16 protein-coding genes, 1 pseudogene and 1 riboswitch are annotated in these 17,606 nt (G+C 43.4%); of the genes and pseudogenes, 16 read left to right on the top strand and 1 reads right to left on the bottom strand.

Features of this window, described 5'->3' with window-relative positions; translation table 11 throughout:
- Positions 1 to 325: 325 nt before the first annotated feature.
- The 12 genes and pseudogenes from HGJ98_RS13770 (at position 326) to HGJ98_RS13820 (ending at position 13,744) form a co-directional block, all read left to right on the top strand.
- Positions 326 to 2,110, top strand: coding sequence for an L-lactate permease (locus HGJ98_RS13770; protein ID WP_291351983.1), 1,785 nt, complete (start codon positions 326 to 328; stop codon positions 2,108 to 2,110).
- Positions 2,111 to 2,641: 531 nt separating this feature from the next.
- Complete coding sequence (locus HGJ98_RS13775; protein ID WP_291352023.1) at positions 2,642 to 3,769, top strand: amidohydrolase; 1,128 nt, start codon at positions 2,642 to 2,644, stop codon at positions 3,767 to 3,769.
- Between the two features lie 53 nt (positions 3,770 to 3,822).
- The gene (gene tsaE, locus HGJ98_RS13780; protein ID WP_291351984.1) at positions 3,823 to 4,293 is read left to right on the top strand and encodes a tRNA (adenosine(37)-N6)-threonylcarbamoyltransferase complex ATPase subunit type 1 TsaE; all 471 of its coding nucleotides are present in this window, start codon (positions 3,823 to 3,825) and stop codon (positions 4,291 to 4,293) included.
- A gap of 67 nt (positions 4,294 to 4,360) precedes the next feature.
- Positions 4,361 to 5,086 carry a tRNA (adenosine(37)-N6)-threonylcarbamoyltransferase complex dimerization subunit type 1 TsaB gene (tsaB, locus tag HGJ98_RS13785; protein WP_291351985.1) on the top strand — a complete coding sequence of 242 codons (726 nt, stop codon included), beginning with the start codon at positions 4,361 to 4,363 and terminating at the stop codon, positions 5,084 to 5,086.
- Positions 5,079 to 5,546 (top strand): ribosomal protein S18-alanine N-acetyltransferase, encoded by a 468-nt coding sequence (rimI, locus tag HGJ98_RS13790; protein ID WP_291351986.1) that lies wholly within the window; start codon positions 5,079 to 5,081, stop codon positions 5,544 to 5,546. The genes tsaB and rimI overlap by 8 nt, the downstream gene beginning before the upstream one ends.
- Positions 5,543 to 6,571: a tRNA (adenosine(37)-N6)-threonylcarbamoyltransferase complex transferase subunit TsaD gene (gene tsaD / locus HGJ98_RS13795; protein WP_291351987.1), complete on the top strand. Its 1,029-nt coding sequence runs from the start codon at positions 5,543 to 5,545 to the stop codon at positions 6,569 to 6,571. The genes rimI and tsaD overlap by 4 nt, the downstream gene beginning before the upstream one ends.
- 440 nt (positions 6,572 to 7,011) lie before the next feature.
- The gene (locus HGJ98_RS13800) at positions 7,012 to 7,593 is read left to right on the top strand and encodes a 5-formyltetrahydrofolate cyclo-ligase (protein WP_291351988.1); all 582 of its coding nucleotides are present in this window, start codon (positions 7,012 to 7,014) and stop codon (positions 7,591 to 7,593) included.
- A 34-nt stretch (positions 7,594 to 7,627) separates the two neighbouring features.
- A complete protein-coding gene (gene nuoE, locus HGJ98_RS13805; protein WP_291351989.1) occupies positions 7,628 to 8,110 on the top strand; it encodes an NADH-quinone oxidoreductase subunit NuoE in 483 nt (160 codons plus the stop codon).
- Positions 8,111 to 8,122: 12 nt separating this feature from the next.
- On the top strand, positions 8,123 to 9,919 hold the full coding sequence (nuoF, locus tag HGJ98_RS13810; RefSeq protein WP_291351990.1) for an NADH-quinone oxidoreductase subunit NuoF: 1,797 nt from the start codon (positions 8,123 to 8,125) through the stop codon (positions 9,917 to 9,919).
- Between the two features lie 55 nt (positions 9,920 to 9,974).
- Positions 9,975 to 12,656: a formate dehydrogenase subunit alpha gene (gene fdhF / locus HGJ98_RS13815; protein WP_291351991.1), complete on the top strand. Its 2,682-nt coding sequence runs from the start codon at positions 9,975 to 9,977 to the stop codon at positions 12,654 to 12,656.
- A 289-nt stretch (positions 12,657 to 12,945) separates the two neighbouring features.
- Positions 12,946 to 13,131 (top strand): annotated as a pseudogene (locus HGJ98_RS22425) (glutaredoxin family protein); the annotation flags it as partial.
- Between the two features lie 52 nt (positions 13,132 to 13,183).
- Positions 13,184 to 13,744, top strand: coding sequence for a molybdenum cofactor guanylyltransferase (locus tag HGJ98_RS13820; protein WP_291352024.1), 561 nt, complete (start codon positions 13,184 to 13,186; stop codon positions 13,742 to 13,744).
- A gap of 34 nt (positions 13,745 to 13,778) precedes the next feature.
- Here HGJ98_RS13820 and fdhD read toward each other — a convergent pair whose 3' ends face one another.
- On the bottom strand, positions 13,779 to 14,564 hold the full coding sequence (gene fdhD / locus HGJ98_RS13825; protein WP_291351992.1) for a formate dehydrogenase accessory sulfurtransferase FdhD: 786 nt from the start codon (positions 14,562 to 14,564) through the stop codon (positions 13,779 to 13,781).
- Between the two features lie 159 nt (positions 14,565 to 14,723).
- A riboswitch (molybdenum cofactor riboswitch) is annotated at positions 14,724 to 14,852 on the top strand.
- A 75-nt stretch (positions 14,853 to 14,927) separates the two neighbouring features.
- Here fdhD and moaA point away from each other — a divergent pair.
- The 4 genes from moaA to HGJ98_RS13845 all read left to right on the top strand — a co-directional run bounded on the left by moaA (position 14,928) and on the right by HGJ98_RS13845 (position 17,436).
- Entirely contained in the window at positions 14,928 to 15,899 is a 972-nt protein-coding gene (moaA, locus tag HGJ98_RS13830; protein WP_291351993.1) for a GTP 3',8-cyclase MoaA, read from the top strand.
- A gap of 5 nt (positions 15,900 to 15,904) precedes the next feature.
- Positions 15,905 to 16,372 (top strand): cyclic pyranopterin monophosphate synthase MoaC, encoded by a 468-nt coding sequence (moaC, locus tag HGJ98_RS13835; protein ID WP_291351994.1) that lies wholly within the window; start codon positions 15,905 to 15,907, stop codon positions 16,370 to 16,372.
- Between the two features lie 126 nt (positions 16,373 to 16,498).
- On the top strand, positions 16,499 to 16,933 hold the full coding sequence (locus tag HGJ98_RS13840) for an MOSC domain-containing protein (RefSeq protein ID WP_291351995.1): 435 nt from the start codon (positions 16,499 to 16,501) through the stop codon (positions 16,931 to 16,933).
- Entirely contained in the window at positions 16,933 to 17,436 is a 504-nt protein-coding gene (locus HGJ98_RS13845; RefSeq protein ID WP_291351996.1) for a MogA/MoaB family molybdenum cofactor biosynthesis protein, read from the top strand. The genes HGJ98_RS13840 and HGJ98_RS13845 overlap by 1 nt, the downstream gene beginning before the upstream one ends.
- Positions 17,437 to 17,606: the final 170 nt, after the last annotated feature.

Here is a 17,606-nt window from a genome sequence, read left to right on the forward strand (position 1 = left end):
TGAAACAATATAAATGTAAGTTTTATAAAGACCATGTTTTTTATATTAAGTTTAGAACTAAATCCTATTTATAAAAATGTTTATTTAATTCATTGTGTTTTTCATTGTGAAAATAAACTCTATTATTGAAAAAGTTTAGACTTTAGTATAAAATATGACTACACACACTTATAAGACTTTTTTGACAATTGTGGTATGATAGGTTAACCATTCTACTGTTCTAATGAGTGGTTCCTATTATGATGAAGGGAGGTTGAATCAAGATTTAATTGTGTAAAAAAGGATTTATACTTTATTTTTAAGAAAATTATGAGGAGGTTTCGAGATGAATACTGGATTATTAGCTATTCTTTCCCTACTCCCCATCGCTGTTGTAGGAATCTTTCTAGTGGGGTTAAAATGGCCTGCAAGTAAAGCTATGCCGCTCTCATTTATTACAGCAGTCATACTCGCACTTTTTGTTTGGAAAATTCCCGGTGCCCAGGTAGCAGCTGCATCTGTTAATGGTGTTATTGTAGCGGGTACACTCATGTACATTATTTTCGGCGCTATCCTTCTATTAAATACATTACAAGAAAGCGGAGCGATTCAGGCCATTAGGAGAGGCTTTACAGGAATCACCGCTGACCGAAGAATTCAAGTTATTATTGTCGCTTGGCTCTTTGGTTCCTTTATTGAAGGTGCCTCAGGATTTGGTACTCCTGCCGCCGTTGCGGTTCCCTTGATGGTTGGACTGGGTTTCCCAGCTATGGCTGCCGTCGTCGCTGGAATGATGATTCAAAGTACCCCAGTTTCCTTCGGAGCTGTAGGAACTCCAATGCTGGTTGGAGTCAGTACAGGACTTAAAACTCCTGAACTAGAAGCTTATGCCGCATCCTTAGGGTATACTGATTGGACAGCATTCGTCGGATTTGCGATTGCAACCAAAGTTGCCTTCCTGCATTTTGTGGCAGGTGCCCTTATTCCCCTCTTTGTTGTTGCTTTTATGACACGCTATTTTGGCAAAAACAAATCCTTTAGTGAAGGTCTCAAGATTTGGAAATTTGCACTTTTTTCAGCGTTTGCTATGACTATTCCTTACCTTGCTGTGGCCAACTTGCTCGGACCTGAATTCCCCTCCATAATAGGTGGACTAACAGGTTTGGCAATTGTTGTAACTGCTGCTAAGAATGGCTTCCTCATGCCAAAAGGAGAAGCTTGGGATTTCGAAGCCAAAGACAAATGGGATCCCTCTTGGACTGGTTCGATTGAGATTAAAGACATTTCAGCTAAGACTACCATGAGCGGTTTAACGGCTTGGATGCCTTATGTTCTCGTTGGTTTATTCCTTGTCCTTTCTAGACTCTCATTTTTACCCTTTGCGGGTTGGCTCAAGGCATGGACGGTTAAGTGGCCTGCAATTTTCGGAACAGGAATCACGGCCTCCTTCCAACCTCTCTATTTACCCGGTACTATCTTTATCTTAGTCTCCCTTATTACGTTCTTCCTGCATAAGATGAATGGTACAGCTTATGCCAGAGCATGGAAAGGCTCAGCAAAAACGATGCTTGGAGCAGGTTCTGCGCTTATTTTCACCGTCCCCATGGTTCAAGTGTTCATGAATTCGAAAGGTGGCGCGGCTGGCCTAGCTAGTATGCCGATTGTCCTCGCTGAAGCCGTTGCAGGATTAGCTGGGACTGCATGGCCCATTTTTGCTCCTTTGATTGGTGGACTTGGAGCTTTCGTAGCTGGAAGTAACACTGTTTCTAACATGATGTTCTCCTTGTTCCAGTTCGGTGTAGGTGAACGAATTGGAGTTGATCCAACCTGGATTGTAGCCCTTCAAGCCGTTGGGGGTGCAGCAGGAAATGTCATCTGTGTACACAATGTTGTCGCTGCTTCAGCCGTCGTAGGTCTGCTTGGAAAAGAAGGTTATGTTATACGAAAGACTGCGGTCGTATTCTCATACTACGCTTTACTTCCAGGAGCGGTGGGTTATGCCATGCTCTATAGCGCTCAAAACGGATTGATCAATGCCGGAACGATTATCGCTGCATCGATTTGGGCTGCTGTAGTCTATATTATTGCAACGAATAATAGTAGACTCAAGAATCTCCCTGGTGCAAAATAAATCTATAAAAAAATTATATTAGTCCGAGGACCCCTCAATTACTGATAATTGAGGGGTCTTTTTGTTACTCCATGGCCTCGCCTGTAATCTTTACGACAAGCTAACTCGTGCCATGCAAAGACAATGTCTGTAAGAAGGGTTACCACGTGCGAAGACAGTGTCTGCAAGAAGGGTTACTACGTGCGAAGACAGTGTCTGTAAGAAGAGTTACTACGTGCGAAGACAGTGTCTTCGTGTGTGTGTGTGGGCGCTGGGCAAGTTTTTACATACTTAGAAATTATGAAAAGAATTAACCAAATGATATACTTTGGCTAGGAAACAGGTTGAAAAGCCTTGGCACCTTTAATTCCTTGCTGTGATAATGTTAAGAGTCTGTTATAATATTCAGATGAGTACATTGGTTGGATTATAAAATAATTAGAGATGCTTGCTCCTGATTAGTAACAGGGATCAAGGGTATGCCAGAAGTGAGGTAAAAAGGTGAATAAAGAAATCAATAAGCTCTTTATAAAGAATGGTCAAATTAAAACAATGGCCGGACGTGAATTTTTAGGAAATATCCTCATTGAGGGAACAAAGATATCGGCCCTAATAGAAACTACTGATGTAGAAATACCGGCAGATGCTGAGGTGATCGATGCTCAAGGTTGCCTAGTACTGCCAGGATTAATTGATGCCCATTGTCACGTAGGGATTGGAGAAGAGATCTATCGGTGGGAAGGTGAAGACTTTAATGAAATGACAGACCCTATTACGCCGGACATGCGGGCGATTGATGGAATTAACCCGGAAGACGAGGGTTTTCGTGACGCGCGTTTAGGTGGAGTGACGGCTGTGTTCACGGTTCCAGGGAGTGCAAATGTGATTGGGGGAACCGGCGTTGTAATGAAGACGGCAGGAAAGATTGTAGATAAAATGATTGTTCGTGACCCTGCCGGTTTGAAAATTGCTTTCGGGGAAAATCCTAAGATGGTTTACGGCGAACAAAAAAAAATGCCTATGACTCGGATGGGAACTGCAGCACTTCTTCGTCAAACCTTAGTTGATGCCCAGACCTATAAGGATAAATTAGAACAGGGGAAAACAGATCCTGATAAACTCCCAGAGCGAGATTTAGGGTTAGAAGTCCTTGTAAGAGTTATCAATCGTGAAATTCCTTTGAGAGCTCATGCTCATCGTGCGGATGATATTATGACTGCAATTCGTATTGCGAGAGAATTTGATGTGGATTTAGTGATTGAACACTGTACGGAAGGACATAAGATTGCGGAAGAACTGGGAGAACTGGGTTACCCAGCTGTAGTTGGGCCGTTATTGACCAACCGTGCAAAGGTTGAGCTTAAGGATAAGTCCTTTAAAACTCCCGGCGTTTTAGCCCAAGCCGGCGTAAAAGTGGCGATTATGACCGACCATTCTGTTACGCCAATCGAGCAACTTCCTCTCTGTGCTGCTTTAGCTTGCAAAGCAGGGATGGACAGAGAAGATGCTCTACGGGCCATTACCATCAATTCGGCAGAAATTTTAGGTGTGTCCCATCGCATAGGGTCTCTTGAAGTTGGAAAAGATGCAGATATTGTTATTTGGTCGGAACATCCGTTTACAATCACTGCCACACCCCTCTATGTTATTATTAATGGAAAAATTGTAAAGCCAGAATAGACGAATGTCTTTAGATACAATAAATTGTATTGTTGTATCGGGAGGAATATTAAATGAACTATAGAGTTACAAGTTTAACGGTTCAACAAACCCGAGAACTGGGAAAACAGCTTAGTGAGCATTTAATCGGTGGAGATGTCGTTGCACTGATTGGGGATTTAGGTGCCGGAAAAACAGCCTTTGCTCAAGGGATTGGTGAGGGGCTAGGCGTCGTTGGCTCTATGACTAGCCCAACCTTCACTTTAATACATGAGTATAAGGGATTTATTCAGAATACTAAGCTCCGATTAATTCACATGGATCTTTATCGATTACGACACCCGGAAGAAGCGGAAATTATCGGGATAGAAGATGCCTTTGTAGATGACGCGGTTTGTTTAATTGAATGGCCAGAAATTGCAGAGGATTATTTGCCAGACGACCGGTTAACTGTTGAGATTAAAGGAAGTGGGGACATGCCTCGTGAGATTGTCTTTAAGGCTAAGGATCCAAATTGGGAGCAGCGTCTAAAGTTTCTATCCTAAGCGTGTCAAAAAGGACCGTCCCCGTGACACGCTTAAAACATAAAAATTATAAGACTCGGAGGATCCAATGAAGTACTTAACCATAGATACAACAACTAAAGTTACAGCCGTAGCACTAGCTGAGGACGAGAAGCTGGTTGGCGAGGGTTTTCTACATACCACTAAGACACATTCAGAGCGTATCATTCCGATGCTTGATCAGCTGCTTAATGCTGCGGCTTGGAAACTTCAGGACCTGGATATGATTGGTGTGGTACGTGGACCAGGCTCGTTTACTGGAATCAGAATTGGAATTGCCACAGCCCAGGGATTGGCCCAGGTTTTGAAGATCCCCATCATTTCCGTAGTGTCCTTAGATGCCTTAGCTTGGGCAGGTAAGGGAAGAACAGAGGATATTGTTCCTATTTTAGATGCGCGGAAGAATGAGTGGTATACGGGGCGTTATCGTTGGATTCAAGGAGTAGAGAAGCCAGAGTGTTTAACCTCGCCGCAAGCCATGCCTACAGGTCAATGGTTAGAATTTTTATGGGGATTAGATCGTCCTATATGTTTCGTTGGAGATGCAGTTGGTAAGGCTAAAGGGCATATAGAACAGGTATTTGGTGATCGAGCAGTGATTCTACCAGAGTATGCTTGCTTACCTCGAGGGGCTTATGCCGTAGAAGCGGTTTGGCAGAGATGGTTACAAACGGGAAAAGGGGAATTGGTTGAACCCTATTACATTCGCTTTTCTGAGGCAGAGGTCAATTGGGCGAAGAAAGAGAAAGCGCGAAGGAGCGAGGGACATGAATGACGGGATTGTACGTCCCATGTGTATGGACGATCTCGAGGCAATCTTGAAGATCGAGATTGCCTCTTTTTCTACCCCTTGGTCTTTGCAAGCTTTTCAAGCGGAGCTTAAAGATAATGAATATGCGCGTTATGTTTGCTTAGAGGTAGAAGGTAAGGTCATTGGTTACATGGGGTTATGGTTTATCTTGGATGAAGGTCATATTACGAATGTAGCTATTGCTCCCAACTATCGGGGACAACATTGGGGGGAGTTTCTTATGCGTTCGGTGATGTCGAAAATGAAGGATGAGGGTATGGAACGGATGACCCTCGAAGTTCGAGCATCCAATAGGCCTGCTCAGTCTTTATACAATCGATTAGGTTTTTTTACAGCTGGTATTCGCAAAGGATATTATGCGGATACTGGAGAGGACGCCCTGATCATGTGGGCGGAATTGGGAACGGAAGTGAATAAATCATGACAGAGAATCTAAAGAGCGAGGTTGTTATTTTAGGAATTGAAACAAGCTGTGATGAGACATCAGCCGCTGTATTGTTGAATGGGACGGATTTACGAAGTCATGTTATTTCATCACAGATTACGACGCATCAGAAATATGGAGGGGTAGTGCCTGAGATTGCCTCACGAGAACACAGCCTCCATTTTCAACCAGTAGTACAACAAGCCCTAGATGAAGCAGGGCTGACCTTCGGGGATTTATCAGCGATTGCAGTGACCTATGGTCCGGGATTAGTCGGATCCTTATTGGTCGGAGTTTCGGGAGCAAAAGCAATGGCTTATGGGGCTGGAGTTCCGCTGATTGGCATTAATCATCTGGAAGCACATATTTATGCCAACTTTTTAGAGCATCGGGATTTAGAATTTCCCCTTCTCGCCTTATTAGTTTCAGGGGGACACTCTCATCTTATTTTGTTTGAAGCCCACGGACAGTACAAGGTCTTGGGGCGTACACGAGATGATGCGGCCGGAGAAGCATTAGATAAAGTAGCAAGAACGTTAGGATTAGCTTATCCAGGAGGCCCTCAAATTCAAAGAGTAGCGCAGGAGGGGGATGCCCAGGCCTATGCCTTTCCTCGAGCTATGTTAGAGCCAGATAGTTTGGATTTCAGTTTTAGTGGTATGAAATCAGCGGTTTTAAACACCTTGAACTCTGCCCGTATGCGTGGTGAAACCTTAAGTGTTCCTGATATAGCTGCATCCTTCCAGCAAGCCGTAGTAGATGTTTTAGTTCGGAAAGCACTGATGGCTCTTGAACGGACCGACGTTAAAACCTTGCTCTTAGCGGGTGGGGTTGCTGCTAATAAGCTATTACGTGAAACACTAGACCAATCGTTGTCAGTCCGAGGTGTTCGCTTAGTTTATCCATCCCCTATATACTGCACTGACAATGGAGCCATGATTGCGACGGCTGGGTATTATCATTATCTAGAAGGGGACTTTGCTCCTTGGACCTTAAATGCGGTTCCTGGTTTGAATCTGACGTAAGTGAAGTTCAAAATCTAAACAAACGAAGCGAGAAGTATGTTTTTCTTGCTTCTTTGTTATTCAAGGGTTTTTTAGAAAGGATAAAGAATCATATGTTCTGGGGATAAGATGGGCCTGTGGACAATGTGGATAAGTCTGTAGATAACTCAAAATAGCGGTTTTGAAGGTTTGTACAAAATTTTTGGTTTGGGATAGATTTTATCCACAAGACCTGTGGATAATGTGGATAACCTATGAACAAGGCTAAAGTCTTAGATTCCATAAGTGGATAACTTTGTGGGTTGAAATACTGATTGTTTTCTGTAAATAATAGAAAAGAGAGATGATATGTTTGCATATTGATAAAATTCACAAAATATTTCATTTATAACAGAAGGATTTTGCCTATATTAATCGAATATTTTTAAATGCACGATATTTTACCGAAAGGGAAGCACCACATGAATGAGGAAAAAATGAACTTAAAGGCCGAAGTGCGCAAAGAGTGTTTGACTCAACGAGCCTCATTGGGAGAGGAAGAGAGAAGGACCAAAAGTTTAATTATTCAGCAAAAACTTAGGGATTTACCAGACTTCCAAAAGGCCCGTACAGTGATGTTATTTCTTAACTTTAGAGATGAAGTGGAAACGACTGACTTGGCAGAGGCGACAATAGCGTGTAATAAAAAGCTCATATTACCTCGTTGTGCACCTAAGGGCATACTTCTTCCACTTGAGGTCCGCGATCTGGCAGTCGATCTTGAGCCGGGAGCTTGGGGAATTCGTGAGCCCAAACTTACAAAAGAAGAGGTAAATCCTTTAGAGATTGATTTAGTCGTTGTGCCTGGAGCGGGTTTTGATCTGCAAGGGAATCGTTTGGGGTATGGGGGAGGCTTTTATGATCGCTTTTTTATGCGGCTGAAACCTTCAACGCCCAGAGTTGCGCTTGCTTTCGAATGTCAAATTATTGAACAAGTTCCCGTGGACAAGCATGATGCTAAAATGACTAAATTAATTACGGAGAAAACAGTCTACGATTTTTAGAAACAACAACAGTAATTCAATAGGGGGGATTTTTTTGAGCACCGCGTGTGAGGAGTTAGTGGATCCTAAGCAAATTAAGTTGGATGAGATTATTAACAAGCATAGGTATGACAATGGGCCGCTTATCCCGATTCTGCAAGGAGCACAAGAGGTATATGGGTATTTGCCAGCCCATGTGATTAAACACATTAGTAAAGCAATTCGTATTCCGGTGGCAAGAATTTATGGTGTAGTAACATTTTATGCTCAGTTTCGTCTAACCCCAGTAGGGCGAAATTTGATCAATATTTGCTTAGGAACAGCTTGCCATGTTCGTGGAGGCGCCAAAGTCGTTGAAACCATTGAGAAAGAACTAAAGATTAAAGATGGGTCTACGACTGAAGATGGGCGTTTTACATTAGAAGTTGTGGCATGTATTGGAGCTTGTGGTCTGGCACCGGTGATTTCTATTAATAATGAGGTTCATGGACGATTGTCACCGGACAAAATTGCCGGGATATTGGCCAAATACGAGTAGGAGGATAAAGGGATGGCTGAGAACCAACGGATTCTAGTTTGTGCAGGGACGGGATGTGCCTCTTCGGGAGCGCTTCCTATCATTGATATTCTGAATGATGAAATCAAGCGGCAAGGACTTGAGGAAACTGTAACCGTGGTTGGTACAGGATGTCAAGGATTTTGCGAAAAAGGACCAACACTCGTCATTGAGCCGCAGCAGATCTTATATACCCGGGTTACTGGGGAAGATGTTGCGGAAATTGTAAGTCAAGAGCTTGTCAAAGGGGAACGAGTTGAACGACTTCTTCTTGTCGATCAAGCAACTCAAAAACCAGTTAGTTCAATGGCTGACATAAGGTTTTTCTCTAAACAACATCGAATTGTTCTTCACAATTGCGGGGTTATTGACCCTAAGAAGATTGAAGATTACACCGCACGTGATGGATATAAAGGCATTGAAAAGGCCCTTAAGGGTATGTCCCCGGAAGAGGTCATGGAAGAGGTCAAGAAGTCCGGTCTTCGTGGTCGTGGAGGTGCTGGCTTCCCTACAGGAGTTAAGTGGGGTTTCTGTCGGTCTACCCCAAGTGATAAAAAGTATATTATTTGCAACGCTGACGAAGGAGATCCTGGAGCATTCATGGATCGAAGTGTACTTGAGGGAGATCCCCATTCTGTTATTGAGGGAATGCTCATTGGAGCTTATGCCATCGGGGCAGACGAAGGATACGTTTACTGTCGTGCAGAGTATCCATTAGCTATTAAGAACTTGGGTATAGCAATCAAGCAAGCAGAAGAAGCAGGTTATCTAGGGGATAACATTTTGGGCTCAGGCTTTAATTTTCATCTGAAGATTTTTGAAGGGGCTGGAGCCTTTGTCTGCGGAGAGGAAACCGCTTTAATGGCTTCAATCGAAGGGAAACGCGGAATGCCCAGAGTTCGCCCACCCTTTCCTGCCGTTAGCGGACTTTGGGGAAAACCAACCAATATCAATAACGTTGAAACTTGGGCTAACATTCCCCATATTTTGCGCAACGGAGCAGACTGGTATACCCAATTTGGGACGGAAAAGAGTAAAGGGACAAAAATCTTTGCTTTGACCGGTAAAGTTAATAATACGGGCTTAGTAGAAGTCCCGATGGGTACAACTCTCAGAGAGATTATCTTTGACATTGGAGATGGCATTCAAGGCGGTAAGAAGTTTAAAGCAGTGCAAATTGGAGGCCCCTCTGGTGGATGCTTGCCTGAAGATATGCTCGATCTAGCCGTTGATTATGATACCTTGACACAAGCTGGAGCAATGGTTGGCTCAGGTGGACTTGTTATCATGGATGAGACCACTTGTATGGTGGATATTGCCCGTTATTTCTTAAACTTTTCGAAGAAGGAATCTTGTGGTAAATGTACCCCTTGTCGTGAGGGAACCACGAGGATGTATGAGATTCTAGATAGAATCACAAAAGGTGAAGGTAAAGAGGAAGATCTCGATACCTTAGAAAATCTCGCAATAACCATCAAGGAAACCTCACTCTGTGGATTGGGTCAGTTTGCACCTAGCCCCATTCTTGCAACTCTTAAATACTTTAGGCATGAGTATCTAGCACATATTCATGACCATAAGTGTCCTGCCCATAATTGCACGGCCCTACTAAGCTATTCAATTGATACAGAGAAATGTAAAATGTGTAGTCTCTGTGCTAAGAATTGCCCGACGAATTGCATTTCAGGAGATAAGAAAACTAATACTCCGTATGTCATTGATGTTGAGAATTGCATCAAATGTGGAACCTGTATGGACAAATGTAAGTTTGGTGCAGTTAGTCGAGCCTAGTGAGTGAGGATCGAAACTACCCATTCGGATGGATAAACTGAGAGGAGTGAACATTTTGGAGTGGCTTACCTTAACAATTGATGGACGTGAAGTCAGCGTTCCCAAGGGAACGACCGTACTTGATGCCTGTCGGATGAATAATATTCCAATTCCTACCTTGTGTCATGCCCCAGAGCTTACCTCTGCTGGAGCCTGCCGTTTGTGTGTTGTTCAAATCGAAGGAATGCGTAATCTTCCACCTTCGTGCGTGACTCAAGTAGCTCAAGGTATGAAAGTAGAAACACAAAACCCTAAAGTTCGTAATGCACGTAAAACAATCTTAGAGCTTTTGGTTGCAAATCATCCTTTAGATTGCATGACCTGTCAGAAAATGGGAGATTGTTCCTTAGCGGAATATGCTTATGACTATGGAGTAACTGGGACCGTTTATCAAGGGGAGAAACGTTGTCTCCCGATTGATGACGGAAATCCTTTCATATTACGTGATCCCAATAAATGTATTCTTTGTGGCAAATGTATCAAAGCATGTACTGAAATCCAAGGAAAAAGCATTCTAGACTTTTCATTTCGAGGATTTGATACCCAGGTGGGCCCCGCCTTCAATTTACCCTATAATGAATCGGATTGTGATTTCTGTGGATCCTGTGTCTCAGTCTGCCCAGTTGGTGCGCTGACTGAAAAGCAAATGGCCGGTAAAGGACGTCCTTGGGAAGTATCCAAAGTCCAAACCACTTGTCCTTTCTGCGGAGTAGGTTGCAACTTTGACCTAAATGTCAAAGACGGAAAAGTCATTGGGGTAACTTCTAATCCTGAGGTACCTGTTAATGGTAAAGCTTTATGTGTTAAAGGTCGTTTTGGGATGGACATGATCTATAGCGACAATCGCATAACCACACCTTTAATTAGGAAAAATGGAGAACTAGTTCCGGCAGAGTGGGATGAGGCTCTGGATTTGGTTGCCACTAAGTTGGGAGAGATTAAAAAGACCTATGGTCCCAACTCTATTGCAGCTTTAAGTTCAGCTCACTGCACTAATGAAGAAAACTATCTTATGCAAAAATTCATGCGCGCGGTAATCGGCACAAACAATGTCGATCACTGCGCCAGGACTTGACACGCTCCCACTGTGGCCGGTCTGGCCACCTCATTTGGATCTGGAGCGATGACTAACTCAATTAATGAAATTCCTAACGTTAAGGCTATGTTTGTAATTGGTGCTAATCCCACAGAAGCGCATCCGGTAATCGGAACAAAAATGAAACAAGCCCTCGCAAAAGGTGCTAAACTTATTGTTGCTGACCCTCGGTGCATTGATCTTGCCGAGCATGCAGATGTTTGGCTAAGACTTAGACCTGGAACGGATATTGCTTTGATCAACGGAATCATGAACATTATTCTTGCTAACGAGTGGGAAAATAAAGAATTTATTGCTGAACGAACGGAAGGCTTTGAAAAAGTTCGTGAAGCAGTACAGCAATATACTCCAGAAGTAGTAAGTAAAATAACGGGAGTTCCTGTAGAACAGCTCCAAGAGGCTGCCAAAATCTATGCTACCGCTGAACGAGCTTCAATCTTCTATACCTTAGGGATAACTGAACATACCTGCGGTACAGATAATGTCATGAGTTTGGCAAACCTCGCTATGCTGACAGGAAATATTGGTAAGGAGAGTTCAGGGGTTAACCCAATGCGCGGGCAGAATAACGTACAGGGTGCCTGCGATATGGGAGCACTTCCTAATGTTTATCCCGGTTACCAACAGGTTGCTAGCCCAGAAGTACGGGCCAAGTTTGAAGCAGCTTGGGGAGTTCCCCTAGATCCTAATCCCGGCTTTATGATTCCAGATATGTTTGGGGCTGCAGTTAGTAAGGATCTGCGTGCTCTGTATGTCATGGGAGAAGATCCGGTCATTACGGATGCTGATGCGAACCATGTACGAAAAGGTCTTGAGGCATTAGACTTCCTTGTTGTTCAAGAAATTTTCTTGTCTGAAACAGCAAAGCTTGCAGATGTCGTCTTACCTGGTGCTAGTTTTGCAGAGAAGACAGGCACCTTCACAAATACTGAGCGAAGAGTGCAAATGGTAAATCAGGCCATTAAGCCTATTGGAAATGCTAAGACAGATGGGGAGATCATTTGTGAGCTGGCTACTCGTATGGGTTACCCCTTCAACTATGAATCTTCTGCAGAAGTCATGCAGGAAATTTCAAAGCTCGCGCCACAATTTGGGGGTATAACCCATGAGCGATTAGGAACACAAGGGCTGCAATGGCCTGTACCGCATGCAGAGCACCCAGGCACCAAGTTCCTGCATGAAGGGAAGTTTAACCGGGGCAAAGGACTCTTTATGGCTATTGAAAATCAGCTGCCTGCTGAAATGCCTGATGAGGAATATCCTTTCTTGCTCAATACCGGGCGTAAACTCTCTCACTATAATGTTTTCACACAACACTCACCTTCATTAGGCGACCATTCTCCTGAAGAACTTGCTGAGGTTAATCCTTCAGACGCTAAGAAGCTGGGAATTGAAGATGGAGAAGTAGTCCAAGTGGCATCACGCCGTGGTGAGCTGAAAACTAAAGTTAAGGTTACCGAGAGAGTCCCAGAAGGCATGGTCTTCATGACACTTCACTATTTTGATTCACCAACGAATGTCTTGACCAATGGTGCCTATGACAAAGTTACCAAAACCTATGAGTATAAAGTGTGCGGCGTGAAAATCTCAAAAATTAACTAACCTGCAAAGGGGCCCTTAGGGGTCCCTTTAACCTATGACAAGTATGACAAGGGGACGATCCTTTTTGACACACTTTGTGTCAAAAAGGATCGTCCCCTTGTCACGCGTCCTTTCACGCCCCTCCGGCTCTCGTCATTTTTAGAGGGTGACCACTCGCAACGCATCGTGACATAAATGATTGAATATGGTACATTGAAGTAAGAGGGCTAGCCTCAGATGAGTTGAGGAGTGAAGGTTTGTGAATCAAGAAGTGATTATGTATACTGTACCTCTTTGACCCTATTGCTTTCGCGCAAAGCGATTCCTTTCGGGTAAAGGAATTTTGTTTACCGAGAAAAGTATTCTTTCACCTACTAACTTTAAAGAGTTGAGAAAAACCACCGATGCTATTGGAGTTCCAGTAACAATTGTGGGGAATCGGATTCTGACCCGCTTCTCGTCCACTGAATACGAGGAGGTCTTCAAAAATTACTAAGTTACTGCAAAACTTTAGAAACGGCCTTCCGAAATTGAAGGCGACTGGTATTTTGTTAGCGGGTGGAAAGAGCTCGCGAATGAAAAAAGATAAAGCTTTTTTAGAGATCGATGGTCAAACTCTGGCTGAACGGAGTTTAAAGGTTCTGGATACCGTGTTTTCAGAGGTGATCATTAGCAGTAACAACCCTGAACGGTTTGCATGCTTTGAACTGCCGATTATTCAGGACGAGATTCCAGATCAAGGTCCCCTGGAAGGGCTATATCAGGGGTTAAAAGCTGCGACCTATGACGAAGTTTTCTTCGTTGCCTGTGATATGCCTTTTCTAAAAATGGATCTTATTAATTATTTGTCAAAGTGGATTCCGGAACACGATGTCGTCGTCCCAAAGCTTCGATCTGGACTCCATCCGTTACATGCTTTTTATCATCGACGTTGCCTTCCCACAATAAAAAAGAACCTTGAAGCAGGTCGCCTCAAGGTTATCGATTTCTATCCAAACTGTTCAGTGAAGTATGTGGAGGAGTCAGAACTAGAGATCTTTTCAGATTTGATGAACGCCTTCTGTAATGTTAATACACCGAGAGACTGGGCTGATATCCATAAAGGATAAACAAACTTCAACGTCAACGCAGTACATTCTTAGCTTAGCAAAGGATCCGTTCAGGACAGGTATAAATATTTAAGCGTTGTTCCCTTGCAAACCCTATAACAGTAATATTCAAAGCCGTCGCTTGAGATAAGGCCATATCCGTTGGTGCTCCGCGGGCAATGAGGATGGGGACCTTCATTTTGGCAACCTTAAGCAGGATTTCCGAGGAAACTCGACCGCTGAAAAAAATCACATGGTTTTCGAGATTTAACTTAGTGCGAAAGGCTTCACCGCTGAGCTTATCAAAGACATTGTGCCTGCCAATATCATAGCTTGTTAGGAGTACATTGCCTTCATGGCCAACTCCACCACTGTGTATTCCACCGGTTTCTTGAAAAAGTGGTAGATAGGATTGCAAAAACTTAGCATAATCATAGGCTTCTTGGATAGGAATGTTATAGGTTGATGTAAGCGGTTTAACCATTAGTGCATCATTGGCAAAACAAAAGGATGCTCTGCTTTTACCACAACAAGCGGATACAAAGCGCTTGCTCATAAGTTCTTTTTGCAAGACGCAGGGCTTGCCTTCGACCCAAACCATGTGGTCTGAAGGATCGTGGCGAATCTCGTAAACGTCTTCCGGTATTCGGATGAATCCTTCGCTGAATAAAAACCCAAGTGTAAGTTCCTCAGTTTGAGAAGGAGAACACAAGAGCGTGGCAATTTCTTCCCGGTTGTAGTGAATGGTTAATGGCACTTCTCGGACTACAGTGTCTTTCACCCATTCTAGTAATGCCCCATTAGCTTTTAGAATTGAATGAGTAACGGTTTCGTTTGGCATTATTACCTCCTTGGACCTTACCTTTATTATAGTGTACAATATTTTTGAAAAAAGCTAAATCATTTTTTTAATAAAAAGTAAAAAATGTAATATATTAATTAAAAGGGATTTCGATAACTTATCGCGAATTACCTAATGTAGAGTTAACAGATTTTAAAACTAAATGTACTGCTCCGAAGCTGGATTACCTAAAGCAGAGGCTATGGTGACCAGACAAGTGCTTAAGCACTCGGGTATTATAGGAAACTGTAATATCTCCTGCTGGAAAGGAGTCTGTCGACAGGTGGAATATAGTTCCCCGGTTGTTTACAGACCGCGGGTTTTTTTGTGTTCAAAAATTAAATCTAAGAAAGGGGAGACGTAATGCAAGATCAATTTCTTAGGCGAATTGACTATCTTAGAATTTCGGTGACAGATCGCTGCAATCTACGTTGCAGATATTGTATGCCTGATGAAGGGATACAATGGATGCCCCATAATTTTATTCTTTCCTTTGAAGAAATACTAAGGTTAATGAGGATAAGTACAGAATTGGGATTTCGGCGGTTTCGTATTACTGGAGGAGAACCCTTAGTGCGCACCGATATTCTGGACTTTCTGCGAGAGGGTGCTCAAATTCCGGGAGTAGAGGATCTCATGCTCACTACCAACGGTTTGTTACTTCCGGAAATGGCCTTTGATCTAAAGGCCGCTGGAGTTCAGCGTGTTAATATAAGCTTAGATACTATGGATCGAACACGTTTTTCTGAGAATACCCGCGGAGGGGATGTCTCGAAAGTGATTCAGGGAATTTTTCGGTCACTAGAGGCTGGACTAAATCCAGTTAAAATTAATGTAGTTGTTGTTCGTGGGTTTAATACGGACGAGTTGCCCAGCTTTCTAAAGCTCGCTAAGCAATATCCGCTCCATGTTCGATTCATTGAGCTTATGCCGATTGGGGTCAGTTCAGAGCACCGGTCGGATTTTGTTTCAATTAAAGAAATGAAAGAGTTATTAGAACTCGATGAAGACGTACCTACCCAGGATATTCTCGGCGGAGGTCCAGCAGAATACTATCGCCCTAGCGGCTATAAAGGAAGTATCGGTTTTATCAGCGCGCTAAGTCGCCATTTTTGTAATACTTGCAATCGGGTGCGTTTAACGGCTGATGGTAAACTGCGACCATGTCTGCACAGTAAACATGAAGTTGATTTACGTGAGGTTCTACGTTCAGGCAGTACTGATCACGATATTCTGAAAGTATTTGCCCAGGCAGTTTGGCATAAACCTGCTGAGCATCATATGAACAATGAGGCTTGGCAAGATACACGTATAATGTCTCAGATCGGAGGGTAAAGCAAATGGATTTAACGCATTTTGACGAAGAAGGACGCGCACGAATGGTCGATGTTAGCGATAAGGAAGAAACGGCACGGGTTGCTATTGCCCAGGGTAAAGTTTTGATGAAACCAGAGACGTTAGAAAGGATTCGTTCCGGGCAGATTGCCAAAGGAGATGTTTTGTCAGTAGCCCAGGTTGCTGGAATTATGGCGGCAAAGCAGACATCACAGTTGATCCCTATGTGTCATCCTTTAGCAATTACAAGTGCTAAGTTGAGTTTCAAATTGGTGGAACCGGGGGAGATAGATATTGAGGCTAATGTTAAGGTCCACGGCAAAACTGGCGTGGAAATGGAAGCATTGACGGCAGTTAGTGTCGCAGCCTTGACCATTTACGATATGTGTAAAGCAATTGATAAGACCATGACGATTGGGGATATTTATCTGGTTGAAAAGCTGGGCGGAAAAAGCGGGCATTTTGTCCGATGACTAACTGCCACTAGGCATTGTAAGTAGGAGGGCAAGTGGCAGTAAGTCCCTGGATAAGTTCGACTAGACATTTCTGAAGCGGAGCTTCAATTAAAAAATAGAATGGCATGAAAGAGGTATATTAATATGGGGAAAATAGTAGCTGTTTGCACAAGTGAACGAAAAGGAATGCGTAAAAAGAATGTTGGTGAAGGGGTTCTCAAGGTGGGCTTTGGTCTGGAAGGAGATGCCCATGGCGGAGACTGGCATCGCATGGTTAGTTTGCTAGCGATGGAGAGTATTAAGACGATGCAAGACAAAGGATTGAAGGTAGTGCCAGGGGATTTTGCGGAGAACTTGACGACAGAAGGATTAGAATTATTTACTCTCCCGATTGGAACAAAGCTAAAAATTGGGGCTACTAGTATCGGGGAAGTGACTCAAATTGGTAAAGAATGCCATACAAAATGTGCGATTTACCATCAGGCGGGAGATTGTGTCATGCCGAAAGAGGGAATTTTTATTCGTTTACTGGAAGGCGGAGTCGTTCGAGTTGGAGATGATATAGAGGTGATTGATTGATGCTTCGCGTAGGAGTTATTACGGCAAGTGATAAGGGTTCACGCGGTGAAAGGGAGGATCTATCCGGTCCAACCCTTGCCAAGCTGGTTGAAGAAATTGACGGTCAGGTTGTGGAGTATGTGGTACTCCCTGACGACCAAGAATCCCTAGAGAAAACTATGCGACTTTGGGCTGATGAACTGAACCTAGATCTAATCTTGACGACGGGTGGGACTGGCTTTTCATTGCGAGATGTAACACCCGAGGCAACCCTAGCTGTAGCAGATCGTATGGTTCCGGGTATTGCTGAAGTGATGAGGATGGAAAGCCTTAAAGTAACTCCCAAGGCCATGTTAAGCAGAGCGGTGGCAGTCCTAAGAAAGCGAACCCTAATCATAAATATGCCAGGTAGTGTTAAAGCAGTTCGGGAATGCTTTGCAGCAATTGCTCCGGCAATCCCCCATGGAATTCAGATTCTTAAAGGGGAAGCAAGTGAATGTGGTTCAACACTTCAGCATCCGTAATCACCGGAATGATGAAAGAGAGATTGGCAATTGCCGATCTCTCTTTCTAACAATAAGCGTGTAGAGTTAAATTTTTGCTACCACAGGGTCAAGGGAATTAGAGTTATTACAATTCGGTGGCGGTTGCTGATTCTCCTTTCTCCTTAGCCTGAAATAATTATATTAAAATT

The organism is Desulfosporosinus sp. (genome assembly GCF_014237355.1).
Lineage (GTDB): Bacteria > Bacillota > Desulfitobacteriia > Desulfitobacteriales > Desulfitobacteriaceae > Desulfosporosinus.